Below are 26005 nucleotides of genomic sequence, written 5' to 3'. Positions count from 1 at the left end.
ACCGTCAGCTGATTTTCGCGGGCAGCTCGACGACGAAGCGGGCGCCACCGCCGGGGCGGTCCTCGACGCGGATGCTGCCGCCGTGCCACTGGACGTGCCGGGCGACGATGGCGAGGCCGAGTCCGACGCCGCGGCCGCGCCCGGAGGTCTCGCCGCGGCCGAAGCGTTCGAAGATGCGGGTGCGGTCCTCGGCCGCGATGCCGGGGCCGGCGTCGTCGACGGTGATGATCACGCCGAGTCCGCCGGCCTCGACGCCGACACCCTTGCATCCGCCGGCGTGGTCCTCGGCGTTCTCGACCAGGTTCGCGATCACCCGCTCGAGCCGCCGTTTGTCGGCGAGCAGGATCAGCCCCGCGGCCTCGGGCTCGACCGTGGTCACCTCCCGCCCGGCGGTGGCGTCGGCGGCCGCGCGGACCAGGTCGGCGATCCGGACGATCTCCCGGCTGCCCTGATCACCACCGTCGTCGCGGGAGATCTCCAGCAGGTCGATCACCAGCCGGCGGAACCGGTCCAGGTCGTACCCGAGCAGTTCGACCGGCTCCCGCACCGCCGCGGGCAGTTCGGCGCGGTGGTTCTGGATCAGCTGCATCGAGTTCAGCATCGTCATCAGCGGTGTCCGGAGCTCGTGGCTGACGTCTCCCGCGAACCGGGCGTCCGCCGCCACCCGGCGTTCCAGGTCGGCCGCGGTCTGGTTGAACGACCGTGCCAAGCCGCCCAGGTCGCGGTCGTTCTCGGCCTGCAGCCGGGCATCGAGCTGCCCGCGCGCGACCGCGTCCGCCACCTGGGTCAGCTCCGCCAGCGGCCGCAGCGCCAGCGTGCTCGCGAGCCGGCCGACCGCGAGGCCGATCATCGCGGTCACGAGCGCGGCGACGATCAGCGTGAGCTTCAGGGTCCGCAGAGTGTTGTCCAGGTTGTCGAGTGGATGCCACTCGAAGAACGCCTCACCCGGCCGCGTCATCGGTACGCCGACCGCGAGCATCTGCTGTCCGTTCACGGTGATCCGGCGGTGCTGCGTGCTGCCGGCCCGGACATTCGCGATCAGGTCGGACGGGAGATCGGCCGGCTTCCCGGTCAGCGAGTACCACTGATCGTTGTAGTACATCATCGAGGCCGCGGAGTCCGTGGACGGCAGCATGTTCAGCAGGTCCATCACGCTGACATCCGGGTTGGGCGTGGGGCTGCCGCACTCGGCCCGTTCCCGGGCGGGGTGGCAGGGCTGGGGCGCACCGAACAGCCCGTAGTGCAAGGCGGCCGCGTTGTCGGCGGTCTCCACGATCGCGGAGGACTCGCGCTGCTCGGTGAGGTAGTCCGAGACCACGCTCCAGGTGACGAGTGCCAGCGCCGACGACAGTCCGAGCGCGAGCAGCCCGTACGCCAGCATGACCCGGCCCCGCAGGCTGAACCGGCCCAGCAAGGTCAGCTCACCAGTCGGTAGCCCAGACCGCGGGCGGTGACGAGGTGCTTCGGGCTGGCCGGGTCGTGCTCGATCTTCAGCCGGAGGCGGCGGATGTGGACGTCGACGATCCGGCTGTCGCCGAAGTAGCCGTACCCCCAGACCTTCGACAGCAACTGCTCCCGGGACAGCACCTTGCCCTCGGCACCGGCCAGCTCGGCGAGCAGCTTGAACTCGGTCCGGGTCAGCGGCAGGACGGCGCCGTCGCGGGTCACCTCCGCGCCCGGGACGTCGATCCGCAGGTCGCCGACCTCGACCAGGGCGGACTGCCGCGCGTTGCCCGGCTCGACCCGCCGCAGCAGCGCCCGGATCCGGGCCGACAGCTCCTTGGCCACCAGCGGCTTGGTCACGTAGTCGTCCGCGCCCGCCTCCAGCCCGGCCACCACGTCGTGGCTGTCGGTCCGCGCGGTCACCATGATGACCGGCACGTCACTGGTCCGGCGGATCTCGCGGCAGACCGTGAATCCGTCCCGGTCCGGCAGCATCAGGTCCAGCAGCACCACGTCCGGTTGGACCCGGCGCAGCGCGGCCAGAGCGTCGTACCCGTTGGCCGCCTCGGCGACCTGGTACCCCTCGTCCTCCAGGGCGAGCCGCAGCACCCGCCGGATGCGCGGCTCGTCGTCGACCAACAGCAGGCTGTGTGCCACGCCCCCAGTGTCGCTCACCGCCGGGGTTACGGGCGTCATGAAACCGTCATGTCCCCGCGCGGCCGAAATGACAACTCGTTGACGGTTGCGTGATCGCGGTTCCGGTCCCGCCCGGGAGTCCTAACTTCGGCGCTATCGAGTCCTGGAGGAGGACCAATGGCCAGAAGACGGCTGGCGGCATTATCCCTTGCCGCCGCGGCGAGTCTCGTGCTCGCCGCCTGCAGCAACGGCGGCGGATCGGCATCCGGATCCGGAAGTACCGCGGCGACGCCGGTCACCGGCGGCACCCTGAACATGCTCGGGGCCGGCGATGTCGACTACATGGATCCCAACGTCAGCTACTACTCCGTGGGGTATCTGAACCTGCGGATGTGGAGCCGGCAGCTGTTCACGTATCCCGCCGATCCGGGGGGCAAGAACACCACGCCGGTCGCCGACCTCGCCACCGACATCCCGACCGCCGCCAACGGCGGGATCAGCGCGGACGGCAAGACCTACACGATCAAGATCCGGCCCGGCGCGAAGTGGGACACCTCCCCGGCCCGCCAGGTGACCGCCGCCGACATGGTCCGCGGCGTGAAGCGGACCGCGAACCCGGTGCAGCCGTTCGGCGGCATCCCGGACTTCGCCACCCTGATCGTCGGGTACAAGGCGTTCGCCGACGGGTTCACCAAGGCGCCGAAGACGGTCGCCGGGATCCAGAACTACATCGACAAGACACCGCTGCCCGGGGTGGTGGCCAAGGACGACACCACCGTCGTCTTCCACCTGACCCACCCCGCGTCGTACTTCGTCGACATGCTGACGCTGCCGGCCTTCTCACCGGCTCCGGTCGAGTCGCTCAAGTACCTGCCGGCCAGCACCGAGCTCGGCAACCACTACCCGTCCGACGGCCCGTACAAGGTCGACTCGTGGGTGCCGACCAAGTCGATCGCGTACTCCCGCAACCCTGCCTGGGACGCGGCCACCGACCCGGTGCGCAAGGCGTACGTCGACAAGATCGTCGTCAACGAGACCGTCACGCAGGACTCGGTGCAGCAGCAGTTGCAGACCGGTACGCCGACCGCCGACATGGAGTTCGACGTCGCGCCACCGCCGTCCCAGCTGCCCGCGCTGCAGGCCAAGAAGGACCCGAACCTGACCATCGGCGACACCGCGGGCAGCAACCCGTACGTCATCTACAACACGGTCTCGCCGAACAACAACAGGGCGCTGGCCAACCCCAAGGTCCGGCAGGCGCTCAGCTACGCGATCAACCGGGACCACATCCTGCAGGTGCTCGGCGGCCAGACGCTGAACCCGCCGCTGACGCACGTACTGCCCGACGTCATCGTCGGCTCGAAGCAGATCGACCCGTACCCGTACAACCCGGACAAGGCCAAGCAGTTGCTCGCCGAGGCCGGATACCCGCACCTCACGCTGAAGTTCCTCTACCGCAACGCGTCCGAGGGCAGCAGCAAGACCTTCCAGACGATCCAGCAGGACCTGTCCAAGGCCGGCATCACCGTCACCGGCGTACCGTCGCCGAACGCGGACTTCTACGTGAAGTACCTGCAGGTGCCGGATGTGGCCCGGCGCGGTGTCTGGGACGTGTCGCTGGCCGGCTGGGGTGCCGACTGGTACGGCAACGCCGCACTGTCGTTCTTCAACCCGCTGTTCTCGGGTGAGCCGTCGTTCCCGCCGATCGGCAGCAACTTCGGCCTCTACAACGACCCGGAGACCAACACCCTGATCCAGCAGGCGGCCGCCGCGCCGACCGAGGACCAGGCCGCCGACCTGTGGGCCAAGGCCGACGCCCGGGTGATGGACCAGGCCGCCTTCTACCCGCTCACCAACAACAAGCAGGCGAACTACCACGCGGCGCAGACCAACAACGCCGTCTACGTCCCGTCGCTGCAGAACTACGACCCGACGAACGTGTGGCTGTCCAAGGACAAGCAGGGCGGCTGAACCTCATGGCCCTGCTTGAGGTAAGGGACCTCCGGGTCTCCTTCGACACCCCGGACGGCACCGTCCGCGCCGTCCGGGGCCTGTCGTTCGACGTGGAGGCCGGGCAGACGCTGGCGATCGTCGGCGAGTCCGGTTCCGGGAAGAGCGTGTCCACCCAGACCATCGTCGGGCTGACCCGCGGTGCCACGGTGTCCGGTACGGCGTTCTTCGACGGAACGGATCTGATCACCGCCGATCAATCGACCCTGCGCCGGTTGCGCGGGGCCCAGATCGGGATGATCTTCCAGGACCCGCTGTCCAGCCTGCACCCGCACTACCGGATCGGCTGGCAGATCGTCGAGATGATCCGCGCGCACGACCGGGTGATCAGCAAGCAGGCCGCCCGGAAACGGGCCGCCGACCTGCTGACCCTGGTCGGCATCCCGCGCGCGGCGGAACGGATCGACGACTACCCGCACCAGTTCTCCGGCGGGATGCGGCAGCGGGTGATGATCGCGATGGCGATGGCCCTGGACCCCGCGCTGCTGATCGCGGACGAGCCGACCACCGCGCTGGACGTGACCGTCCAGGCCCAGGTGCTGAACGTGATGCGCCGGCTGCAGGAGCAGTTCGGTACGGCGATCATCCTGATCACCCACGATCTCGGCGTGGTGGCCGAGATGGCCGACGAGGTGGTGGTGATGTACGCGGGCGCGGTGATGGAACGGGCACCGCGGCGGGACATCTTCTACCGCAATCACCACCCGTACACCCAAGGGCTGCTGGCCTCGCTGCCGGCGCGCAGCGGGGACCGGCTGACCCCGATCCCGGGCTCGCCGCCCAGCCTGATCAGCCTGCGGGCCGGGTGCCCGTTCGCGTCCCGCTGCCCGCACGTGTTCGACAAGTGCCGCACCGAGGCTCCGCCGCTGACCGACGTCGCCCGCGATCCGAGGCACCAGTCGGCCTGCTGGCTGCCCCACGAACAGAACGAGGCGATGGCGTCATGACCGACGTGCTGCTGAAGGTGGACAACGTCCGGAAAGAGTTCCCGACGCGGGCGAAGGAGGTGGTCCGGGCGGTCGACGGGGTCTCTCTCGAGGTTCACAAGGGCGAGACCCTCGGGCTGGTCGGGGAGACCGGGTGTGGCAAGTCCACGCTGGCCCGCTGCATGGCCCATCTGTACGACGTGACGTCGGGATCGGTGTCGTTCGACGGACGGGAGATCAGCACCTTGTCGCGCCGGGCGATGCGGCCGATCCGGCGCGAGATCCAGGTGATCTTCCAGGACCCGTACGGCTCGCTGAACCCGCGCCGCCGGGTCGGCTCGATCATCGGCGACCCGTTCGCGATCCACGACATCTCGTCCGGGGCCGAGCGGAAGAAGAAGGTCCAGGAACTGATGGAGCTGGTCGGGCTGAATCCCGAGCACTACAACCGGTTCCCGGCCGAGTTCTCCGGTGGCCAGCGGCAACGGATCGGGGTGGCGCGGGCGCTGGCCCTGCGGCCGAAGCTGGTGATCTGCGACGAGCCGGTGTCGGCGCTCGACGTGTCGATCCAGGCCCAGATCATCAACCTGCTGGCCGACCTGCAGAAGGAGTTCGACCTCACCTACGTGTTCATCTCGCACGACCTGTCCGTGGTCCGGCACGTGAGCGACCGGATCGCGGTGATGTACCTGGGCAAGATCGCCGAGCTCGCGCCGACGGACGAGTTGTTCGGCCAGACCCGGCACCCGTACACCCGCGCGCTGCTCTCCGCGTTGCCGGTGGCGGATCCGGACACGGCCGACAGCCGCGAGCAGATCATCCTCGGTGGCGACATCCCGGCCGCGACGAACCCGCCGGAGGGGTGCAGGTTCCACACGCGGTGCCCGAAAGCCCGGTCCGACTGCGCATCCGGCGAACCACCGCTCCAGCCCGTGCTGGACGACTCCGGCGACCACCGGACCGCGTGCTTCTACCCGTTGACGCTGGGCGAGGACCTGTCCACCGCCGTCCCCGATCTGAAGGCATCATGACCGCGGCGATCGAGACACTCGACGTCATCGACGAGGCGCCGGCGATCGAGGGGCGCAGTCCGTTCGTCCTGGCGTTGCGGCGGTTGCGCCGGGACAAGGTCGCGATGATCTCGCTGGTCGTGATCGTGCTGATCGTGCTGATGGCGATCTTCGCGCCGGTGTTCGCGGCGATCACCGGGCATCCGCCGAACGAGCAGTACCGCGACATCGGACTGACCCCGGACGGCCTGCCGCGTGGACCGAACGGGACGTTCTGGCTGGGCACCGACGACCTCGGCCGGGACATCTTGGTACGGATCGCGTACGGCGCTCGCGTGTCGCTGCTCGTGGGTGTCATCGCGACCGCCATCACGGTGGTGATCGGAGTCGTGCTCGGGCTCGCGGCGGGGTTCCTCGGGGGGATCACCGACACAGTCCTGGCACGGCTGATCGACGTGGTCCTGTCGGTGCCGTTCCTGCTGGTCGCGATCGCGCTGGTGTCCGTCACCGGACCCAGCCTGACCGTGACTGTGCTGGTGATCGGCTGCTTCAGCTGGGCTTCCGTGGCCCGGATCGTGCGTGGTCAGGTGCTGTCGCTGCGCGAACGCGAGTTCGTCGAAGCGGCGCGGTCCCTGGGTGCGGGTGACACCCGGATCATGTTCGTCGACATCCTGCCGAACGTGCTGGCGCCGGTGATCGTCTACACCACGCTGCTGATCCCGGTCGTGATCGTCACCCAGGCCACGTTGTCGTTCCTCGGACTCGGGCTGCCGCCGCCGACCGCCGACTGGGGCGGGATGATCAGCGCGTCGCAGAACTACTACACGACCGCGTGGTGGTTCATCCTCTTCCCCGGTCTGGCGCTGCTGATCACGACGCTCGCGTTCAACCTGTTCGGCGACGGTGTCCGGGACGCCTTCGACCCACGCGCAGATCGGACCTAGTCATGGCTGTCTTTCTGATTCGCCGGATCGGGCACGGCATCCTGGTCCTCTGGCTCATCACGGTGGCGGTCTTCGCCCTGTTCTTCGTTGCTCCCAGCAACGTGGCGCAGACACTGGCGGGCCGGCAGGCGACGCCGGAGACCATTGCCCTGATCAAGCACCGGCTCGGGCTCGACCTGCCGGTCTGGAAGCAGTACCTGCACTTCGTCGAGAACGCGGTGCGGGGCAACCTCGGGTACGACTACTACCACCAGGTGCCGGTGACCAGGATCATCGCGCAGGCGCTGCCGATCACGGTCTCGCTGGCGCTCGGCGCCGCCGTCCTGTGGTTGTCCCTGGGGGTCTTCAACGGGGTGATCTCGGCGGTGCATCCGCGGTCGCTGGCCGACCGTGGGCTGACGCTGTTCGCGTTGTTCTTCTACTCGTTCCCGTCGTTCCTGCTCGGGCTGCTGCTGCTGTACTTCCTGTACTTCCGGCTCACGCTGGCCGGGTACCACTGGTTCCCGGCGGGCGGCTACTCGCCGCTGGCGGACGGGGCCGGTGCGTGGTTCCAGCATCTGCTGCTGCCCTGGGTGGCGCTGGCGTTGTTGCTGGCAGCAACCTATACCCGGCTGACCCGGGGCTCGATGCTGGATGTCCTCGGCGAGGACTACATCCGGACGGCGCGCTCGAAGGGCATCCGGGAGAGCCGGGTGGTCGTCCGGCACGGCCTGCGCAGCGCGATGACGCCGGTGGTGACGCAGTTCGGTATCGACCTCGGCCAGCTGATCGGCGGTGTCGTGGTGATCGAGACCGTGTTCAGCCTGCCCGGCCTCGGCCAGACCGCCGTGGTCGCGATCAACCAGCAGGATCTGCCGGTCATCATCGGCATCGTGCTGTTCGCCTCGGCGGCGGTCGTGGTCGCGAACATCCTGGTCGACGTCGCGTACGCCGTACTGGATCCGCGGGTCCGGCTGCACTAGAGATAGGTAGTTCTTGCCGATGAACGCGGGGTGGGCAGCGCCGTACAAACGGAGGCATGAATGGATTACGTGAACTGATAGAAGGCCCGGTCGTGCTGCCGGGCGACCCGGGCTGGGACGCCGCACGACGGGCGTGGCACCTGCTCGTCGACCAGCAACCCGTCGCCGTCGTGGAGGCGGCCGGCCTCGACGACATCGTCGCCACGGTCCGGTACGCCGGTGAGCACGGCCTGGCGGTGTCGACCCAGCCGACCGGGCACGGCGCGTCGCCGGCGATCGACGGAACGATCCTGCTCCGCACCGGCGCCCTGACGGAGATCGAGCTCGACCTGGACGCGGGCCTCGTCCGGGTCGGCGCCGGCGTGCGGTGGCGGGATGTGAACGACACGCTGTCCGGGACCGGGCTGACCAGCCTGCCCGGCAGCAACGGCGACACGACGGTCGTGGGTTACACGCTCGGCGGTGGCGTCGGCTGGTTCGGGCGCAAGTACGGGCAGGCGGCCCAGCGGGTCCGCTCGGTCCGGCTCGTGACCGCCGACGGCGTGCTCGCCGACGTCACCCAGGAGTCTGCTCCGGAGTTGTTCTGGGCGCTGCGCGGCGGTGGCGGCGACTTCGGGATCGTCGTGTCGATGGACCTCGAGCTGTTGCCGGCCGGGGAGATCCAGGGCGGCCGGATGATGTGGCCGTTCGAGCAGGCCCGCGAGGTCCTGCGGGCGTTCGCCGAGATCACGACGTACGCACCGGACGAGTTGTCGCTGTGGGCGTGGGTGCTGCACTTCCCCGACGTGCCGTTCGTGCCGGAGCCGGTGCGAGGCAAGTCGTTCGTGGCCGTCGACTGCACGTTCCTCGGTACGCCGGAGGACGCGGACAAGCTGCTGGCGCCGCTACGAGCGATCGCCGCGCCGGTCTCGGACCAGGTGGCGCCGATCCCGCTGAATCTGATCGGCAAGATCGCCGAGGAGCCGGAGGACCCGACGCCGGGGCTGCTGAAGACCGTACTGCTGTCCTCGTTCGACGACGCCGCGATCGACACCCTGCTGGAGGTCGGAGCCGCGGGGTCGCCGCTGTTCGTGTTCGAGGTCCGGCACCTGGACGGCGCGTTCGCCCGGCCGGACGAGTCGCTCGGTGCGGCCGGCGTGATCGAGGCGCCGTACCTGCTGCTGTTCGGCGGGATCGTCCCCGACCCGGCGCTGGCACCGGTGGTCGGCGGCGCGATCGAGCACGTACGGACGGCGATGTCGCCGTGGATCACCGGCCGGACGCTGCCGAACTTCTCCTCCGGTGAGCCGAACGCCGAGCTCTACCCGGCGGAGGTCCAGCAGCGGCTGGCGGCGATCAAGCGGGCGGTCGATCCGGACGGCACGATCCGCGGGAATCACCCGGTCAGCTGAAGATCGAGCTCCCGGGCGATGACGGCGGCCTGCCGGCGCGTCCGGGCGTTCAGCCGGGACAGGATCGCCGAGACGTGGTGGTCGACGGTCCGCACCGAGACCACCAGCTTCCCGGCGATCTCCGCGTTGGTCATCCCGTCCATCAGCAGCATCAGCACGTCCAGCTGCCGATCGGTCAGGCCGGCCGGGTTCTTCCGGGACCGGACCTGCGCACCCCGCGGGATCCGCCGTACGCCGAGCTCCTTCAGCCGGCGGCGCAGGAGGGCCGCCGCCGGCGCCGCACCCAGCTCGAGCAGGATCTGCAGACCTTCGAGGGTCGCTTCCCGGCTCGCGGACATCGCCAGTACCAGCGCCTGCTCGTACGGCGTGTCCTCCCAGTCGTCGAGCCCGCCGTCCTCGGCGCAGCCGCCGGTCCGGCTCGCGTCGGACAGCGCCAGGTACCGGGCCAGCTCGCGGAACGCCGGCTCGTCCAGCGTGTGCCCGTCGAGATCGTCGCGGATCCCGTCCGCGATCTCCGGACGGCCGTTCAGCCAGGCCCATTCGGCGTACGACGTCGCGGCGTACGCGAGACCGAGGACGGACCGCTGCGCCCGCGCGCGCTGCCAGGCGTCGGCCAGCAGGCCGCGTGCCTCCTGGTCGCCGCGCCGGGCAAGCACGCGGCCGAGGCTCGAGGCGCTGAGGACGGAGAGCATGCCCGGCTCGTCGACTGTGTCGATCAGCCAGCGCAGGTGCTGCTCGGCGCCGGCCAGGTCGCCGCGGCGCATCATCAGCAACGCGCGATGCGTCTCCAGGTTGTAGGTGTGCGACCCGAAGCCGCGCTCCTGGGTGAACTCGAGCCCGGCGGCGATGGTCTCGTCCAGCTCGTCCCAGCGACGGGCGCGGTACAGCATCTCGACGAGGTTCGTGTAGCCGCGCGCGACCGCCTCGTAGTCACTGGTCGCCAGGGCCGCGTCGATGCTGATCCGCAGGGCCTCCAGCCCACCCGGCCGGTCCAGATCGCACCACGCGAGGCCGACGTAGTTCAAGCACAACGCGGCCAGGTCCGTCCGCCCGGTGGCGAGCGCGAGGGCCCGCGCCTGCACCAGTTCCGGTGCGGCCCGCGCCGGTGAACCCGTGAGGACGAGCATCATGCCCCGGCAGGCGACCGCGGCCGGCCAGACCTCGTCGTTGCCTTGGGCAACCTCGAACGCACGGTCCACCGCGGCGAGCGCCGCGTCGGTCTGGCCGGCCAGGTAGCAATGTCGCGACTGCTGCAGCAGCGTCTCCGTCAGGGATACGACGTCACCGACCTGCTCGCACAGCCCCACGGCCTCGGCACACCGGGCCACGGCCTCCGGGAAGCGGTGCGCGATGTGCAGCTCCCAGGCGAACCCGGCGAGCACCTCGGCCCGCTCGGCGATCGGCAGCCGATCGACCCACGGGAACAGGGCCTCGTAGTTGGCCAGCGCCTGCCGATGCGACCCGGCCGACGTCGCACCGCGGGCGGCCCGGGGCGCGTACCTGACGATCGTGTCGACATCGCTCGCTCCGACCGCGTGGTGCACGAGCGGGTAGAGCAGGCGTTCGTAGTCGCCGCCGAGGATCATCTCCACGATCCTGGCGTTGAGTGCCTGTCGCCGGATCATCGGCAGCGAGAGCTCGATCGCGCGCCGGGCCAGCTCGTGCCGGAACGCCACCGTGCCCGACCGGGCTTCGAGGATGCCGCGGCGCTCGGCCCGGGTGAGCGCGTCGGTCCGGCCGGCCACGAGCTTGTCGACGTACTTGTGCCCGAGCGGCCGCGGCAGCACGGACAACAGCTCGACCACGCCGATGCTCTCCTGGTCCAGCGTGTTCATCCGGGCCAGCGTCGCGTCCACGACCGTCGCCGGTACGGCGTCCGCCGGCCCGGCCAGCGCCTCGGTCAGGAAGAACGGGTTCCCGTTGGTGAGCCGGTACAGCTCGTCGGCATCGCGACCGGCCTCGGTCGCCATCGAGAACACGGCCTCCTCCGAGAGCGGCCGCAGTACGACGCGGTGCACGGTGACGTCGGTCAGCGCGCCGAGCAGGACGCGGAGCGGATGCCGCGAGTCGATCTCGTCGTCACGGTAGGTGAGAACCATTGTCAGTCGTAGCTGGTCGACGCGCCGTACCAAATACCTGAGCAGGTCGAGCGTGGCGTCGTCCGCCCAGTGCACGTCCTCGATCACCAGCACAGTCGGCGACTTGCCACTGAACTCCTGGATCACCGGCTCGTACAGGTCCCGGCCGTCCGCCAGCGCCCGGGCCAGCGGTCCGCCCGTTCCGCGGACGGCGTCGCGCACCGGCTGGAGCGGTGGCGGAGCGAGCATGTCGTCGCACGCACCCCGCAGTACTCGCGTGGCCGGACCGAGCCGGTCGGCGACTTCACGGACCACACTCGTCTTCCCGATCCCCGCTTCTCCGGTCAGCAGAACGACGGACCCATGGTCCGCCGCCACCGCCGTCAGGACGGCACGAACCGCCCAGTCCCGCTCGAACAACTCCATCAGACAACCCCCGAGATAGCTTCAAATCTCCCCCAGCACACCCTGGTCGGCGGCGCTGTGGGAACTGCTAGGGGCTCAGCTGAGGAGTGCTGTGGTCTGGGGACTCGGGGTGGTCTGGAGCTCGGCGGCGAGCAGGTCGGTCAGCAGCTTGTACTGGCGGACGGCGGCAGCACGGTCGCCCTGGATCAGGTGCAGCGAGATGAGGGCACGGTGTGCCGATTCGAGCAGGGGGTCGTGGTTGACGGCGCGCTGATAGAGGTCGACGCTCTCCTCCACCCGGCCCTCCGTCGCCCGGGCGTCGGCGAGTGCGAGCAGCGATCGTTCGAACGTTTGCCTGAGCGCTTCCCGGCGATCGTCGATCCAGGCGGCGCCCGCGACGTCGACCAGGTAGTCACCGTGGTAGAGCGCGATCACGCGGGCCAGGTCCCCGGCGGCAGCGGCTCCCTCCAGGTCGGCGACGTCGTACGTGTGCTCGAGGGTCCGGTTGAACTCGTACCGTCCACCGCGGAAGGTGATCCAGTCCGAGCGGCCGAGCGTACGGCGAACCTGGTGCAGGCAGGTGTGGAAACTGTTCCGCAAGGTCTGGGCGGAGGCGTCAGGCCAGAGCTCGGCGCCGATCTGGTCTTTCGTCACCGGTCCGGAACCGAGTAGGTAGAAGAACAGCTCTCGCGGCTTCGCGTACCCCCAGGCGGCTGCGTCGAGCACACTGTCGTTCCGCCGTACTTCGGACGCGCCCAGGGCCTGGATGTGCAGGGACTCGACTCGGGTGTCCGCGATCGTCAAGGGCACCGACCGGCGTGCGCCCGGCTCGATACCCGTCAGCTTCTCGAGGGTGAAGATCTCCCCCTCGGTCCACGCCGTACGAAAGTCGTCCGGGGACAGCGCGTCGCGCGCTACCGCCAACGTGGTCGTGACTTCGGGTGCCTCGACTGCCGGCACCGGAGTGCCCAGCTTTGCGCGAAGGGCGGCCGCGTGACTCAGCAACCGGACCGCTTGCTTGGTGTCCCGTTCAGCCAGGGCAGTGGTGGCCAGAGACTCGAGCAGGCTGGCTACTCGCCAGCGGTTGCCGGAGTTGTCGTGCAGGCGAAGGCTCTGGGTGAGGAGGTCCGCCGACTCGGCGAGCTGACCGGACTGGCGTGCCTCCAGACCCTGGAGGTGGAGAGCCCAGGCCAGGGTGACGGTCTGGCGGGTGCGCTCGGCCATCTGACGGGCCTCGGTCAGCAGGATCGTGGCCGCCGCGGAGTCACCTCGGTAGTGCTGCACTGCTCCCAGCAGCGCGGTGGTCCAGCCGAGTCCTTCGCCCGCGCCGTCCTGCTCGTAGCGGGCGCGAGCCTCGCGCAGCAGCTCTTCCGCGTAGTCCAGCGCCCCCGCGAGCAGCTCACGCATCCCCAGGTAGTCGATAGCGCGGGACAGGTTGGACTCCACGCCCAGCTCCCGCCAGAGCTCGATGCATCGCTGCCCGAGTCGCCGGGACTCGGCGTACTCGCCACGTCGCATCGCCGCGCCGCCGAGCCAATGCAGCTCGCGTGCCTCCGCCGTCGGGTCCCCTGCAGCCTTTTGTGCGATGAATCCGGCCTGCAGATGGGTCGCGGCCAGCTCCGCGTCGCCCTGCAGGTGCGCCATCGTGCCGAGGGCGATCTGGGCGTCCGCCCGCAGCTGCGGCGGAACCGGGCCGGGCATGGCCAGCACCCGTTCCAGCCAGTCCCGGGCGTCCCGGTACCACCCGAGCAGGTACGACGCCCACCACATCCCGACCACGATCCGGGTCGCGAGCTCGGCCTCGTTGCGCTCGACGTGCCAGGTCAGCACGGCCCGGATGGTCTGGCGCTCGGCGAGCAGGACATCCAGCCACTCCTGCTGTTCCTCGCCCTCCAACCGATCGGCCGCGCGCTCGATCAGGTCCAGTACGTACGCCGCCAGCCGCTGCCGCGGACCGAGGTCCGCACCGAGCCGGTACGCGCCGTACTGCCGGACGATCTGCAGCAACCGGTACCGCACCTCGTCGCCCTGTTCGACCATCACCAGCGAACGATTCACCAACCGGGACAGCGACTGCAGCACGTCATGCCCGCGCAGTACGGCGACTGCCTCGACCGCGTCGACGCTGAAGCTCGCCGGGAACACCGAGAGCTGCGCGAGCAACTCCTGCTCGGGCGGATCGAGCAGACCCCAACTCCAGTCCAGCGCGTCCCGCAGTGTGCGATGGCGCGGCATCGCGTCCCGATCGCCGCGCGTCAGCACGGCCAGGCTGTCGTCCAGCCGGCTCGCGATCTGGGCCGGCGACAGCGTCGGGATCCACGCGGCAGCCAGCTCGATCGCCAGCGGTACGCCGTCCAGCCGGGCACAGATCTCGGCGATGTCCGGCGCGTTCACGTCGGTCCGCTCGAACGTGTACGACGCCGCCTGCGCACGATCCACGAACAACCGGGTCGCCGCCTCGGCCAGCGGCGGTACGGCGAACACCGCCTCACCGGCGATCCCCAGCGCCTCCTGGCTGGTCGCCAGCACGGTCAGCTTCGGGCAGCTCCGGAGCAGCTCGCCGATCAGCGGCGCGACCGGATCGAGCAGGTGCTCGCAGTTGTCCACCACCAGTAGCAACGGCCCGCCGGACATCCGAGCGGCCGCCGCGGCAACCGTTGCCTCAGGCAACTCAAGGACGTCGGCGAGGGCGGCCAGCACGCTCGAGCCGCCGTCGGCCGGGCCGATCGTGGCCAGGCCGAGCCACCGCACCCCGGCGTACCGCGGGCGCACCCGATCGGCCAGCGCTACCGCCAGCCTGGTCTTGCCGCCGCCCCCGGGTCCGGTCAGCGTCACCAGCCGATGTTTCCCGACCAAGTCCGCCAGCTCGGCCAGTTCCCTCTCCCGGCCGACGAAGCTCGACAACCGCACGGGGAGATTCCCCTCCGCCACCGCTTCAGCCTAGCGTTCGCCGGGCAATGGCGTACCGAAGAACGGGTAGTGGTGGCGGGCACGCGGGTCCGCCGGGAGGCGCTGAGCGTGCGGCAGGCGCGGGAGCCCGACTACGACCCGTCCTTCCGTACAGTGAGGTCGTGCGGATCGTGGTGTACGGCGCGGGTGGGATCGGGTGCTATGTCGGCGGGCGGCTCGCGGCGACCGGGGCTCCGGTGACGTTCGTCGGGCGGCAGCGGATGGCCGACGTCCTGGCCGAGTACGGGTTGCGGCTGACCGACTACCTCGGTGCGGATCTGCGGGTCGACACCGTCCGGTACGAGACGTCCCCGGCGGCGGCCGCGGAGGCGGATCTCGTGCTCGTGACGGTGAAGTCCGCCGCGACGGCGGGTGCGGCGGCCGAGTTGGCCGACGTGCTCAAGCCGGGTGCGATCGTGGTCAGTTTCCAGAACGGCGTCCGCAACGGGGAGCTGCTGCGGGAGCGGCTGACCGATCAGGTCGTGGTGACCGGGATGGTCCCGTTCAACGTGCTCAACCGGGGTGCCGGGGTGTTCCACCAGGGCACCGAGGGCGCTCTGGACGTCCAGCGCCATCCGGGGCTGGCACCGTACCTGGAGGCCTTCGAGCGGGCCGGGCTGCCGCTCGAGCAGCACGACGACATCCTGCCGGTGCAGTGGGCGAAACTCCTGCTGAACCTGAACAACCCGATCAACGCACTGTCGAACCTGCCACTGCGGGACGAGCTGTCGCAGCGCGCCTACCGACGCTGCCTGGCCGCGGCACAGGCCGAGACGCTCGACTTGCTGGACGCCAAGGGCATCCAGCCGGCCCAGCTGCTGCCGGTCCCGATGCGCCGCTTCCCCTTGATCCTCCGCCTGCCCGACTTCCTCTTCCGCCGGCTCGCCGCGAAGATGCTCGCGATCGACCCGCTCGCGCGGACGTCGATGTGGGAGGACCTCGAGGCCGGCCGGCCCACCGAGATCGACTACCTGAACGGCGAAGTCGTCCGCCTGGCCGACTCCCTCGGCCGCCCGGCGCCCGTCAACCGCAAGCTCGTCGCCTTGATCCGCGACGCCGAGGCCGACCGCCGCTCGTGGTCAGGTCCCGACCTCCTCCGCGAACTTCAGCGGTAGATCCGCCTGGACGTTGATACTCACGACACCGTAGGTGAAGCCCAGGTGCTCGTTGAGCCGGCGCATGTTCTCGTTGCCCTGCTGGGTCCACGTGTAGACCTCGGTGATCCCGTGCTCCGCCGCCCAGGCCATGCTCGTCCGCTTGAGCGTGGACGCCACCGCCTGGCCGCGCCACTCCCGTCGTACGGCGGTGTAGGCGACCTCGGCCCGCTCCGGCCGGTCCGTGTCGAGCATCAGGCCCGCGACCCCGATCACGTCGTCGCCGACGACCGCCAGGAACATCGCCGCCGGATCGTTGATCCACTCGGTCGCCCACTCGTCCGCGGAGACGTCGAGCGGCGTCTGCACATCCATGTCCGGGAACGTCGGCAACGCCACCTGCTCGTACGCCGCCGCCCACAACTCCGGCCGCTCGGCGACGGTCACGATGTCGTACGACGTGGGCTTCTCCGGCCAGGGTTCGACGCCGATCGGGCGGACCTGCTCGACCTGCCGACCGGTCTCGGCGAACCCGAACCGCTGCGCGAACGCCAGCGACCCTTCGTCCTCCACGCCGGAGCCGGCAACTGGGTAGCCCTGAGCCACCGCGTGGTCGGCCAGCGCGCTCAGCATCCGCGTGCCGACGCCCTGCCGCCGGGACTCCGGATGTACGCGCGGTGTGACGAACGCGCGGCCGGCCGAATTGGACCGATCCGCCAACCCGTTCGCGACGATCTCACCGTCCAGCTTGGCCAGGAGCATGAGTCGCTCGGGTGTCGCCAGGTCACGCAACTCGGTGACGCTCGCGCATCGTTCGTGCGGGAGAACCGCGATCCGCACCTGACGCCAGGCCTCGTAGTCCGCGTCCGTCTCGACCGGCAGAATTTCGATCTTGCCCATCTGTTCAGGTTGCCATGATGGTCGAATGGTTTTGTATGACGCGGCGGTCATCGGTGGGAGTGTGGCAGGGCTGCAGGCGGCGCTGACGTTGGCGCGGGGGCGGCGGCGTGTGGTGCTCTTCGACGACGGCAACGCGCGCAATCGGTCGGCGGCGCATGTGCACAACTACCTGGGTGTCGAGGATCCGTCGCCGGGCGAACTGCTCGCGATCGGCCGCCGGCAGCTTCACGAGTACGGCGTCGAGGTGTGGGATCACAGGGTCGAGCACGTGGACGCGGATGGTGATGGGTTTGTGGTTGGCAGTCAGGCGCGGGCGCGAGCTGTTGTGCTCGCGACTGGGCTGCGGGACGAGCTGCCGGATGTGCCTGGGGTTTGGGACTCCTGGGGGCAACAGGTGGTGGCGTGTCCGCACTGCCACGGATGGGAAGTGCGGGACCAGCCGCTGGTGCAGCTCGGGATGCGCGGCCTGCCGGACCGGTCGGTTGCCCGGGCGCTCCTGCTCAGTCGATGGAGCAGTGACGTAACCCTGTGCACGGACGGCGACGAGCTCACCGAGGAGCAGCTGGCCAGGCTCGGCAAGGCCGGGGTGCTCGTGCGCACTGAGCGCGTCGAGGCCGTCCAGCCCGGCGACGATCAGGTCCGCGTGCGGTTCACGACCGGGGAGACGCTAGACCCGCGCACTCTGTTCGTGGTCGTCCGCCAGCATCAGCAGAATGATCTCGCCGAGCGGCTCGGATGTCGGATCATGGAGGGTGCGGTCGTGACCGACGACGGTGGCCGGACGAGCGTTCGCGGGGTCTACGCGGTCGGCACGACGGCCGTGCCTGCGCTGTTCGCGATCGGCGCCGCGGGTCACGCGAGTACCGCGGCCGTCGCGTTGCACGCCGACCTACTCGAGCAGGAGCTATAGCCGAGCGGCTGGCGGCAGGAGCGCGGCGTCCGCGACCGGCCAGTCCGCGGGCGTCGTGCCGAGCCGGTCGAGTTGGTCCAGTTGCAGCAGGCACCACGGCGACAGGCCGGGGACGTCCCGTACGGCGGCCCAGTCGACCCAGCGGTACGACGCGACCTCCGCGGGGTTCAGCGTGGGCTCGCCGGTCCACCGGACCCGGTAGACCGGGCACAGCTCGTTCTCGACCACGCCGGTCGGCATCTCGGCGCGGTACCGGAACTCCGGCAGCACCAGATCGACGCTCTCCGTGACGATCCCGAGCTCGTCGGCCAGCCGCCGCCGGACCGCGTCCGGGACCGGCTCGCCCGGAAGTGGATGCCCACAGCAACTGTTGGTCCAGACGCCCGGCCAGGTCGGCTTGTCCGCCGCCCGCTGGGTCAGCAGCACCCTCCCGGCGCCATCGACCACGTACCCGGAGAACGCCAGATGCAGGGGCGTCGCGGCGTGATGGACCGTCGCCTTCGCCTCGGTCCCGATCGCCCGGCCGCCCTCGTCCAGCAGCACCACCCGCTCCTCCGTCACACCCAGGAGCCTAGGCCATCCAAGGAATAGGCAATTCCTACCGATGTGGGCAGGTCCGGACCGCCCGTAGAACGGTGGCATGGACTTCAGCAGCCTCGAGCCGGTGCCGTACGACGTGAGCGCGCCGACCACCGCCGGTCTGTACCGCGGTCACGGGCGGTTCGTGAAGGTGCTGCGCTCGTACCGCGACTGGGCGGTGCTCCCCCTGCTCCCCGACGAGTTCCGCAGCCTGGCCCTCGACACCGACCTCTGGCGCTACGAGGCCGACGTCTACCTCGACGGCCTCGCGGGCTCACTCCCGGCCGGTCTCCGTCTCCCCAGGCTGTACGCCGTCCACGAGCCGGACCCGGACCACGTCGTCATGGTCCTCGAGGACGTCCAGGTGACCGACGCACCGTGGGATCACCAGCGGTACGGCGACGCCGCCGAACTCCTCGGCCGACTCAACGCCCGGCTGACCAGGGACGACCCCCTCCCCGCGCCTGTCGACCGTACGCCGGAACGCCTGACGCGGGCGATGGTCGACGGACTCGTCCGCCCGCTCATGCTGCCCCCGCTGCTCGACGAGGCGACCTGGACGCATCCCCTCCTCGCCGGAGCGGACGACGTACGCCGCGGGCTCGCCGACCTCGCGGCGCACATCCCCACGCTCCTGGACGAGCTCGCTGACCGGCCGCAGGTCCTCAGCCACGGCGACGCGTGCCCGCAGAACCTGCTCCTGCAGGGTGACGGGTTCGTCGCCGTCGACTGGTCGCCCGGCGGAATGGTTGCCGCCGGCGACGATCTCGGCCAGCTGCTGATCGGCCGGGCGCATCAGGGAACGCTCGGCGTCGAGGAGTTCGCCGTACTCCGGGAACTCGTCATCGACCGGTATCACGCCGGGCTTGTCACCGAGGGCCTCGGGTCCGTCACGGCGGACGACGTACGGGCCGGGATGGACGGGTCGTTGCTGTTGCGGAGTGCGTTCCTGTCGCTGCCGGTCGGGCGATTGGGTGAGCCGGTGACGCCGGAGCTGGCGGACTTGTTCCGGCAGCGGCTGGAGTTAACTCGATTCCTGGTGCGGCTCGGCGCTGCTACTGTGACCTCGTGATCAAGCGACGCGTGGCGTATCGACCGGCTCTGGGAGGGGCCGGCATTCGGTAGTCCCCACACGTCGCTCCACCCAGAGCCTCCGAGGCAGGACCCACGTCCTGCCTCTTTTTGTTGCCCGGAGGCGCTGTCGATCGCGAGGTGCCTCTTCTCGAGAGGAGCCTTGATGAACACGGTCATCGACCGGTTACGACGGACCACCGACGCCATCATCGGCGAGGACGATCTGCGCGAACGCCTGGCGTCCGGGCGGCCGCTGCGGATCAAGTACGGCGTCGACTGCACCGCGCCGGACCTCCATCTCGGGCACGCGGTCAACCTGTGGATGATGCGGCAACTGCAGGATCTCGGCCATCAGGTCGTGTTCCTGCTCGGCGACCTGACCACACGTGTCGGCGACCCGACCGGCCGCTCCGAGACCCGGCCGGTCCTCACGCCGGAGGAGATCGACGCCAACGCCGCGTCGTTCCTCGAGCAGGTGTCCCTGGTGCTGCGCACGGACCCGGAGGTGTTCGAGGTCCGGCGGAACTCCGAGTGGTACGACGGGATGCCGGTGGCGGAGCTGTTGGGTCTGTTCGCCCAGGTCACGCAGGCCCAGCTGATGAGCCGGGACATGTTCCGGGACCGGGTCGCGGCCGGCCGCGAGATCGCTGTGCACGAGCTGGTGTACCCGGTGCTGCAGGGCTACGACAGCTTCGCGATGCGCAGTGATCTCACCATCGTGGGGTCGGACCAGCTGTTCAACGAGCAACTCGGGCGGCACTTCCAGCAACGGCTCGGGGCGCCGCCGCAGGTGGTGATCACGACGACGATCACACCCGGCATCGACGGCCGGGCGAAGCAGTCGAAGTCGCTGAACAACTACATCGGCCTGGCCGACGACCCCCGGGACAAGTTCGGCAAGCTGATGAGCATCCCCGACTCGCTGGTGGAGCCTTACGCCCGGGTCTACACCGAACTGCCCTTGGACACGGTTGCGGCGCTCGCATCCGCTGCCACGCACGGCGGTCCGCAGGCACGGGACGCGAAGCTCCGGCTGGCCGCGGCGGTGGTGACGCGCTACCACGGCGCGGGTACGGCGAAGGCCGAGTTGGATGCGTTCCGGCGAACGTTCTCCGAGCGGTCCCAACCCGACGACATCCCGGAGGTCGTCGTACCCGGCTTCTCGGCGACCGCGTTGGACCTGCTGCGCGCCGCCAGGCCGGGTGACAGCAAGTCCGAGCTGCGCCGGCTGATCCGCCAGGGCGCCGTCACCATCAACGGCGTCCGCACGGACGATCCTTTGGGAACCGTGGACCTGAGCACCGACGTAGTGATCAAGTCAGGTGCCCGCACCTGGCACCGGATCAGACCACACTGAGCAGGTGGAGATGAAGACTGTTGAAGCGCTGGTAAGCGTCGGCGCGCGGTACCTGGGCCGCGCGCCGACCTTCGACGTCGAGCCGGCGTGGTGGTCCGAGGTCGAGGGGGTCACGCGCCGGCTCGACGAGCTGCTCGCGGTGCCGACGGTGGTACTGCGCCTGGTGCATGCGGACGAGGCCGTGGTCGGACGTGGAGGGCGTGTTGCCTATCACGTCCAGACCCTTGCGGAACCGCGCGCGGGCGTGCTCGACGAGACGCCGTACGACGGATGGGACGCGATCGTCGCGCCACAGCCACTCCGGTCCACCTGGGCCGAGATCGACGGACCGAGCCGGGTGATCGAGTGGGCGCAGGGCATCCTCGGACCGCTCGATCCGGTCCAGGTGAAGACCTGGAACCTGTCCTGCCTGATCCGCTTCCCCGGCGCTTGGGCCAAGGCGACGAGCCGTTTCTGCAGCATCGACGCGGACATCATCAACCACATCCATCGATACGACGAGACCCTCGCGCCGACCGTGCTCGGCACGTCGGCCGCGAACCGTTGGTCCCTTCTTGCGCACGCACCCGGGATCGACTGCTGGGATCCGGATCGGCCGACGGTCGAGGACGTGGTGAGCCGCTGGGTCGCGGTTCAAGCCGCTCTAGCCGCCGAGGTGGACGACCTCGACGCACCAATACTGCGGCCGGATGACCTGGCCGACGAGGTGGCGCGCCTCCTGACCGTCGTCGACCTGTCCGACGACGTACTCGAGGTCAAGCGTCTGTTGTCGGTCACCCGGCCACCGACATCGAACGGCTGCGTGGCTGGCTTCCGGAGGAGAAGCGTGACCACGCGGTCGAGGTCTGGTCACAGGCTTGGCTGCGGCACCTTCCGGAGTGCGAACCGCTGCGGGCCCTGCGGCCGATGACGATCCTGGGCCACTTGACCTATGCGCTGATGTACCAGCGGTTCCTCGAGAACATCGAGCCGTCGGAACGGATCTACCACGCCGATGACCCGGCCGCGGAGTTGCGAGCTGCGCTACGGGAGTTTGCGGGAGGTGACCAGCCAGGCCGCTGACGGGAACGTGACGCCGTCGTCCGCGGTGTAGTGCTGGACCAGAGTCCTGCGCAGGTTGGTCATGGCCCGGGTGCGGGCGTCGGCGTCGAGGTCGTCAAGCATCCAGCCCAGCACGCCCAGGGTGAAGTGCAGGGCGGTCGGCACGTCAGGGCCCCAGTACATGGGCTCTTTGAGAGCTTCGCATTCCGGGTTCGCGAAGCCTGCGGTGCTGAGGATGTCGGCGACCCGTGCCGGGTCGGCGAAGGCGAAGGGGCTCGGGGCCTCGGGCGGCGGGGTGGGGAGCGTCCGGCCCGCCGCGAGCGCGGTGGTGAGCTCGGTGAACCACGGGTTCTGACTCGGCGCTTGCCAGACCAGCAGGGCCACGCGTCCGCCCGGCTTCGTAGACCTTGCCAGATTGGTGAACGCGGCGACCGGATCACCGAAGAACATGCAGCCGGTGCGGCTGAGCAGGACGTCGAAGCGCTCCGACTCGAACGGGTGCACCTGGGCGTCGGCCTGCAGGTACGCCGCGTTCCCGGCGCCAGTCTGGCGGGCGCGATCCGCGGCGACCGCGAGCATCGGCGAGGACAGGTCGACGCCGAGCGCCGTACCCGATCCGGTCAGCCAGGCCGCGGCGCGCGTCGTACTGCCGGTACCGCAGCCGACATCGAGCACCCGGTCACCGTCGCGGATCTGGGCCGCCCGGAGCAGCCAGTCGTCGTACCGCTGCAGACTGTGCTCGAACAGGTCTGCCTGCTCCGCCCAGAACACGCCTTCCGTGGTGTCCCACGCCTTCAACTGCTCCGCGTTCGCCGGGGCGACCCACGCGGTCTCGGTGCCGGTCATCGTGATCCCCTCTCTTTTGCTGCTGTACGGATCAGCGGCCCATCCGGTTCAGACACCGGCGTGTGGCAGTCTGTGCGCTCTGATCCGAGGAGGGGGCGCAGATGATCCTGGTCACGGGCGCGACCGGCAACGCAGGCAGCGCGGTGGTGCAATCGCTGGCGGCACAGGGACTCCCGGGCCGCGCTTTGATCCGCAAGGAAACCGCGCTGCCGGAGGGCGTCGAGGCGGTGTACGGCGATCTGAACCGGCCGGACTCGTTCGTCGACGCGTTGGCCGGGGTGACCGGGATCTTCCTGCTCAGCGGGTACGACCGGGTCTCGGAACTACTGGAGAATGCTGGGCGGGCCGGCGTACGGAAGGTCGTGCTGTTGTCGAGCAGTTCACTCGACAGCGCCGATGTCTCGAACGCGGTGGCCGCGTATCACCACGCGGCCGAGGAGGCGGTGAAGGCGTCGGGGCTGGAGTGGACGTTCCTGCGGCCGAACTCCTTCATGTCCAACACGTTGCGCTGGCTCGATCAGCTCCGTGCCGGTGACGTTATCCGGGTGCAGTTCCCCGAGGTGCCGGTCTCCACGATCCATCCGCGGGACATCGCGGACGTCGCGGTCCGCGCGTTCCAGGACGGGCACGATGGCGAGGTCCTGCGGTTGACGGGTCCGGTCGCGCTGACGCCGGCCGAGCAGGTGGCGATCCTCGGCGCGGGCATCGGGCGGGCGTTGACGGCGTACCCGATGAGTCGTGCGGAGACCCACGAGGCGCTGCACGCTTCGATGCCGCCGCAGTACGCGAGTGCGATCGAGGGCTTCTTCGGGGACGGCACCATCGACGAGACCTCAGTCAACGACACCGTCGCGCAGGTCACCGGGCGCGCGCCGCGGACGCTGGAGGACTGGGTGCGGGAGAACGCGGGCTTGTTCGCCTAGCTCTTCGTCAGGGTGTGGAGGTGGGCGATCATCGTGTCGACCGCCGTCCGCAGCGGCGCGGGATCGCGGCGTACCTGGCTCAGCAGCAGGCCGCCCTGGACGGCGGCCAGCATCGCGACCGCGAGTTCACCGGGGTCGGCGGACTCGCTCAGCTCACCGCGCTTCTGCATGCTGACCAGGCCATCGCGGATCAACTCCTCCCAACTGCCGAAGGCGTTGGCGAGTTGCACCCGCGCGACCGGGTCACTCTCGGCGAGATCGCTCGCGAGTGATCCGAGCGGGCACCCGCCGACACACTGCACCTCGGTCAGGATCCCGACCATCAGATCGCGCCACCGGGTCAGCGAATCGATGGTGTCGAGATGCTCGAGACCCTCCTGCTGCACGTCCAGCACGCGGCCGGTCTGGTGGTCGATCACCGCGCGGACCAGCGCGTCCTTGCCCGGGAAGTAGTGGTAGAGCTGCGACGGACTCACGCCGGCGGCGGCCTGGATGTCCTCGATCGTCGTCCGCGCGACCCCTTGCTCCAGCATCAGCTGAGCTGCCGCGGTGAGGATCCGGTCCCGGGTCGCCTGGCCCTTCTTCGTCAGTCGCTTGTCCACAGTCGTCAGCGTACCGATTTTGGAGTTGATACTCCAATTTTGGATCGCAACTATTGGAGCAATCACTCCAACTACTGGAACGGACACGCTATGACGCAGGACTTCGCCGGCCGGACCGCACTGGTGACCGGCGGCAACAGTGGGATCGGCCGCGCGGTGGCCGACCAGCTCGCCCGGCGCGGCGCGCACGTGGTGATCAGCGGCCGGGACGTTGCCCGAGGCAACCAAGCGGTCGAGGAGATCCGCGCGGCCGGCGGCCGGGCCGACTTCGTCCAGGCGAACCTCAGTGACCTGGACAGCGTGCGATCGCTGGCCAAGCAGGCGATCACGCTCGGCGACGGGCATGTCGACGTACTGATCAACAACGCGGGGATCTTCCCGTTCGCGCCGACCGCCGAGGTGCCGGACACCGACTTCGACGAGGTGTACGCCGTGAACGTGCGGGCGCCGTTCTACCTGGTCGCCGAGCTCGCGCCGCTGATGGCCGAGCGCGGCCACGGTTCGATCGTCAACCTGACCACGATGGTGGCGTCGTTCGGCATGGCCGGGATGGCGCTGTACGGCTCGAGCAAGGCGGCCCTGCAGTTGCTGACCAAGTCGTGGGCGGCCGAGTTCGGCCCGGCCGGCGTCCGGGTGAACGCGGTCAGCCCCGGCCCGACCCGGACCGAGGGCACCGCCGTCCTCGGCGACAACCTGGACGGCCTGGCCGGCACGACGCCGCTGCAGCGGGTCGGCACCCCGGCCGAGGTCGCCGCGGGCATCGTCTTCCTCGCCTCCGACGAGGCCGCGCTCATCCACGGCACCACCCTGCCGATCGACGGCGGCCGCCTGGCCGTCTGAGCTCAGGTAGCTTGTTGGTGAGGAGGTCTTGCCGTGAAGCGGTTGGTGGAGCGGGTGCGGCTGCGGTGGATGTCGCTGCACCCGCGGACGCGGGCACTGACGGTGCTCGCACCGTTCATCGCGCAGTACCACGCCATGACCGGTCAGGACCTCACCAACCGCGTCCTCGGCGACAGCGTGATGCTGGGCCTCGCCGCGATGTACGGCGCGCTGCCGCGAGCGGCCGAACAGAGCGCCGAGTCCTGGCTGAACGAATGCTCCGAGGCCGTCGACCGCGCCTCGAACCAGAACTGGCAGCTCAACCAGCACGCCAACGACCTCCTCCCGGAGGTATCGGAAGCGATCTGGCGGCGCCTGCACTACCTCGATTCAGGCCGAGGCGCTTAGCGCCGCGATGTACTCCGTCCCGGTGCAGACAGTGCCGAAGCGCGGGAAGACGTACGACACCGCGAAGTCGTGCGCGTCCTGGTCCAGACCTGTCATCGCGTCCGTGACGTAGACGGTCTCGTAGCCGAGGTCGTCCGCGCCGCGGCCGGTGGACTCGACGCCGAAGTTGGTCGCGATACCGGCCAGCACCAGGACCCCGATCCCGCGGGCCTGTAGCTCCGGATCGAGGGTCGATCGGCCGAACGCGCCGACCGACCGCTTGACGATCTCCAGGTCACCCGGCTGCGGGTCGACCTCCGGCGCGAACCCACTCCCCTCGGGCTGGACGTCGACCCCCGGCCGCTCGACCCGGACGTTCACCACCAGCCCGTCGACCGACCTGGTCGCCTTCGCCAGCGCCGCACACCGCGCCAGCACCTCCGGCCCGGCCAGCGGCGCGGTGTCCAGCGCGATGATCCGCGGCATCAGATCGATCAGGACGAGCGCCGTACGACGAGGATGCAGGGTCAGCGTGGTCACGGCACCGACCCTAGTTCAGCCCGGAGGCCAGGGTTTCCGCGAAGCCGACATCCCCCTCGGTGCCCGAGAACAGGCCGGCGTCGAAGGGGCGGCCCCTCGATTCTGGGGGGGAAATCGATTCACCGTTGGTTGAGAAGACGTCGGCGGCGTCGACTTTGCTGTCCACGAGGTGGCACCCG

24 protein-coding genes are annotated in these 26005 nt (G+C 69.8%); 14 read left to right on the top strand and 10 right to left on the bottom strand.

The window, feature by feature from the left end; translation table 11 throughout:
* Window positions 1-4: 4 nt before the first annotated feature.
* Together ACZ6O0_RS35340 and ACZ6O0_RS35335 are read right to left on the bottom strand one after the other, a co-directional pair.
* Entirely contained in the window at window positions 5-1414 is a 1410-nt protein-coding gene (locus ACZ6O0_RS35340; RefSeq protein WP_465769392.1) for a HAMP domain-containing sensor histidine kinase, read from the bottom strand.
* Between the two features lie 2 nt (window positions 1415-1416).
* On the bottom strand, window positions 1417-2100 hold the full coding sequence (locus ACZ6O0_RS35335) for a response regulator (RefSeq protein ID WP_465769391.1): 684 nt from the start codon (window positions 2098-2100) through the stop codon (window positions 1417-1419).
* 156 nt (window positions 2101-2256) lie between these two features.
* Between ACZ6O0_RS35335 and ACZ6O0_RS35330 the strand changes: the two genes are divergently transcribed.
* From ACZ6O0_RS35330 to ACZ6O0_RS35305, 6 genes are read left to right on the top strand one after another with little or no spacing between them, the layout of a single operon-like run.
* Window positions 2257-4050 (top strand): ABC transporter substrate-binding protein, encoded by a 1794-nt coding sequence (locus ACZ6O0_RS35330; protein ID WP_465769390.1) that lies wholly within the window; start codon window positions 2257-2259, stop codon window positions 4048-4050.
* Window positions 4051-4055: 5 nt separating this feature from the next.
* Window positions 4056-5036: an ABC transporter ATP-binding protein gene (locus tag ACZ6O0_RS35325; protein ID WP_465769389.1), complete on the top strand. Its 981-nt coding sequence runs from the start codon at window positions 4056-4058 to the stop codon at window positions 5034-5036.
* The gene (locus ACZ6O0_RS35320) at window positions 5033-6046 is read left to right on the top strand and encodes an ABC transporter ATP-binding protein (RefSeq protein WP_465769388.1); all 1014 of its coding nucleotides are present in this window, start codon (window positions 5033-5035) and stop codon (window positions 6044-6046) included. Before ACZ6O0_RS35325 ends, ACZ6O0_RS35320 begins: the two co-directional genes overlap by 4 nt.
* A complete protein-coding gene (locus ACZ6O0_RS35315; RefSeq protein ID WP_465769387.1) occupies window positions 6043-6969 on the top strand; it encodes an ABC transporter permease in 927 nt (308 codons plus the stop codon). The genes ACZ6O0_RS35320 and ACZ6O0_RS35315 overlap by 4 nt, the downstream gene beginning before the upstream one ends.
* 2 nt (window positions 6970-6971) lie before the next feature.
* Window positions 6972-7931 carry an ABC transporter permease gene (locus tag ACZ6O0_RS35310; RefSeq protein WP_465769386.1) on the top strand — a complete coding sequence of 320 codons (960 nt, stop codon included), beginning with the start codon at window positions 6972-6974 and terminating at the stop codon, window positions 7929-7931.
* A 56-nt stretch (window positions 7932-7987) separates the two neighbouring features.
* Window positions 7988-9322 carry an FAD-binding oxidoreductase gene (locus ACZ6O0_RS35305; protein ID WP_465769385.1) on the top strand — a complete coding sequence of 445 codons (1335 nt, stop codon included), beginning with the start codon at window positions 7988-7990 and terminating at the stop codon, window positions 9320-9322.
* Here ACZ6O0_RS35305 and ACZ6O0_RS35300 read toward each other — a convergent pair.
* On the bottom strand, window positions 9307-11826 hold the full coding sequence (locus tag ACZ6O0_RS35300; RefSeq protein ID WP_465769384.1) for an ATP-binding protein: 2520 nt from the start codon (window positions 11824-11826) through the stop codon (window positions 9307-9309). The two genes, ACZ6O0_RS35305 and ACZ6O0_RS35300, sit on opposite strands and share 16 nt — an antisense overlap.
* 75 nt (window positions 11827-11901) lie before the next feature.
* Window positions 11902-14736, bottom strand: coding sequence for a BTAD domain-containing putative transcriptional regulator (locus tag ACZ6O0_RS35295; protein ID WP_465769383.1), 2835 nt, complete (start codon window positions 14734-14736; stop codon window positions 11902-11904).
* 140 nt (window positions 14737-14876) lie between these two features.
* Here ACZ6O0_RS35295 and ACZ6O0_RS35290 point away from each other — a divergent pair, with 140 nt between their 5' ends.
* On the top strand, window positions 14877-15869 hold the full coding sequence (locus tag ACZ6O0_RS35290) for a 2-dehydropantoate 2-reductase (RefSeq protein WP_465769382.1): 993 nt from the start codon (window positions 14877-14879) through the stop codon (window positions 15867-15869).
* On the opposite strand, the gene ACZ6O0_RS35285 is transcribed toward ACZ6O0_RS35290, so the two are convergent.
* Complete coding sequence (locus ACZ6O0_RS35285) at window positions 15834-16748, bottom strand: GNAT family N-acetyltransferase (protein WP_465769381.1); 915 nt, start codon at window positions 16746-16748, stop codon at window positions 15834-15836. The two genes, ACZ6O0_RS35290 and ACZ6O0_RS35285, sit on opposite strands and share 36 nt — an antisense overlap.
* A gap of 25 nt (window positions 16749-16773) precedes the next feature.
* Here ACZ6O0_RS35285 and ACZ6O0_RS35280 point away from each other — a divergent pair, with 25 nt between their 5' ends.
* Window positions 16774-17658 (top strand): NAD(P)/FAD-dependent oxidoreductase, encoded by an 885-nt coding sequence (locus ACZ6O0_RS35280; protein WP_465769380.1) that lies wholly within the window; start codon window positions 16774-16776, stop codon window positions 17656-17658.
* Here the strand turns inward: ACZ6O0_RS35280 and idi are convergent.
* Entirely contained in the window at window positions 17653-18219 is a 567-nt protein-coding gene (gene idi / locus ACZ6O0_RS35275) for an isopentenyl-diphosphate Delta-isomerase (RefSeq protein ID WP_465769379.1), read from the bottom strand. The two genes, ACZ6O0_RS35280 and idi, sit on opposite strands and share 6 nt — an antisense overlap.
* Before the next feature lie 79 nt (window positions 18220-18298).
* Between idi and ACZ6O0_RS35270 the strand changes: the two genes are divergently transcribed.
* The 3 genes from ACZ6O0_RS35270 (at window position 18299) to ACZ6O0_RS35260 (ending at window position 21578) form a co-directional block, all read left to right on the top strand.
* A complete protein-coding gene (locus ACZ6O0_RS35270) occupies window positions 18299-19309 on the top strand; it encodes a phosphotransferase (RefSeq protein ID WP_465769378.1) in 1011 nt (336 codons plus the stop codon).
* A 165-nt stretch (window positions 19310-19474) separates the two neighbouring features.
* Entirely contained in the window at window positions 19475-20668 is a 1194-nt protein-coding gene (tyrS, locus tag ACZ6O0_RS35265; RefSeq protein ID WP_465769377.1) for a tyrosine--tRNA ligase, read from the top strand.
* A gap of 10 nt (window positions 20669-20678) precedes the next feature.
* Window positions 20679-21578, top strand: a complete 900-nt coding sequence (locus ACZ6O0_RS35260; RefSeq protein WP_465769376.1) for a hypothetical protein — start codon at window positions 20679-20681, stop codon at window positions 21576-21578.
* Between the two features lie 113 nt (window positions 21579-21691).
* Here the strand turns inward: ACZ6O0_RS35260 and ACZ6O0_RS35255 are convergent, their stop codons facing one another.
* On the bottom strand, window positions 21692-22555 hold the full coding sequence (locus ACZ6O0_RS35255; protein ID WP_465769375.1) for a class I SAM-dependent methyltransferase: 864 nt from the start codon (window positions 22553-22555) through the stop codon (window positions 21692-21694).
* Between the two features lie 101 nt (window positions 22556-22656).
* Here ACZ6O0_RS35255 and ACZ6O0_RS35250 point away from each other — a divergent pair, with 101 nt between their 5' ends.
* Entirely contained in the window at window positions 22657-23478 is an 822-nt protein-coding gene (locus ACZ6O0_RS35250; protein WP_465769374.1) for an NAD(P)H-binding protein, read from the top strand.
* Here the strand turns inward: ACZ6O0_RS35250 and ACZ6O0_RS35245 are convergent.
* Window positions 23475-24080 (bottom strand): TetR/AcrR family transcriptional regulator, encoded by a 606-nt coding sequence (locus ACZ6O0_RS35245; protein WP_465769373.1) that lies wholly within the window; start codon window positions 24078-24080, stop codon window positions 23475-23477. The genes ACZ6O0_RS35250 and ACZ6O0_RS35245 overlap by 4 nt on opposite strands.
* A gap of 90 nt (window positions 24081-24170) precedes the next feature.
* Here ACZ6O0_RS35245 and ACZ6O0_RS35240 point away from each other — a divergent pair, with 90 nt between their 5' ends.
* Window positions 24171-24920, top strand: coding sequence for an SDR family NAD(P)-dependent oxidoreductase (locus ACZ6O0_RS35240; RefSeq protein WP_465769372.1), 750 nt, complete (start codon window positions 24171-24173; stop codon window positions 24918-24920).
* Between the two features lie 33 nt (window positions 24921-24953).
* Window positions 24954-25307 (top strand): hypothetical protein, encoded by a 354-nt coding sequence (locus ACZ6O0_RS35235; RefSeq protein WP_465769371.1) that lies wholly within the window; start codon window positions 24954-24956, stop codon window positions 25305-25307.
* Here the strand turns inward: ACZ6O0_RS35235 and ACZ6O0_RS35230 are convergent.
* Both ACZ6O0_RS35230 and ACZ6O0_RS35225 read right to left on the bottom strand, forming a co-directional pair.
* Window positions 25290-25826 carry an isochorismatase family protein gene (locus ACZ6O0_RS35230; protein ID WP_465769370.1) on the bottom strand — a complete coding sequence of 179 codons (537 nt, stop codon included), beginning with the start codon at window positions 25824-25826 and terminating at the stop codon, window positions 25290-25292. The genes ACZ6O0_RS35235 and ACZ6O0_RS35230 overlap by 18 nt on opposite strands.
* A 10-nt stretch (window positions 25827-25836) precedes the next feature.
* Entirely contained in the window at window positions 25837-25992 is a 156-nt protein-coding gene (locus tag ACZ6O0_RS35225) for a hypothetical protein (protein ID WP_465769369.1), read from the bottom strand.
* Between the last annotated feature and the right edge of the window lie 13 nt (window positions 25993-26005).

The sequence above is a fragment of the Kribbella sp. NPDC048837 genome (genome assembly GCF_055586945.1).
Note: the sequence above shows the minus strand (reverse complement) of the source record. Positions and strands in the feature narration are given on the sequence as shown.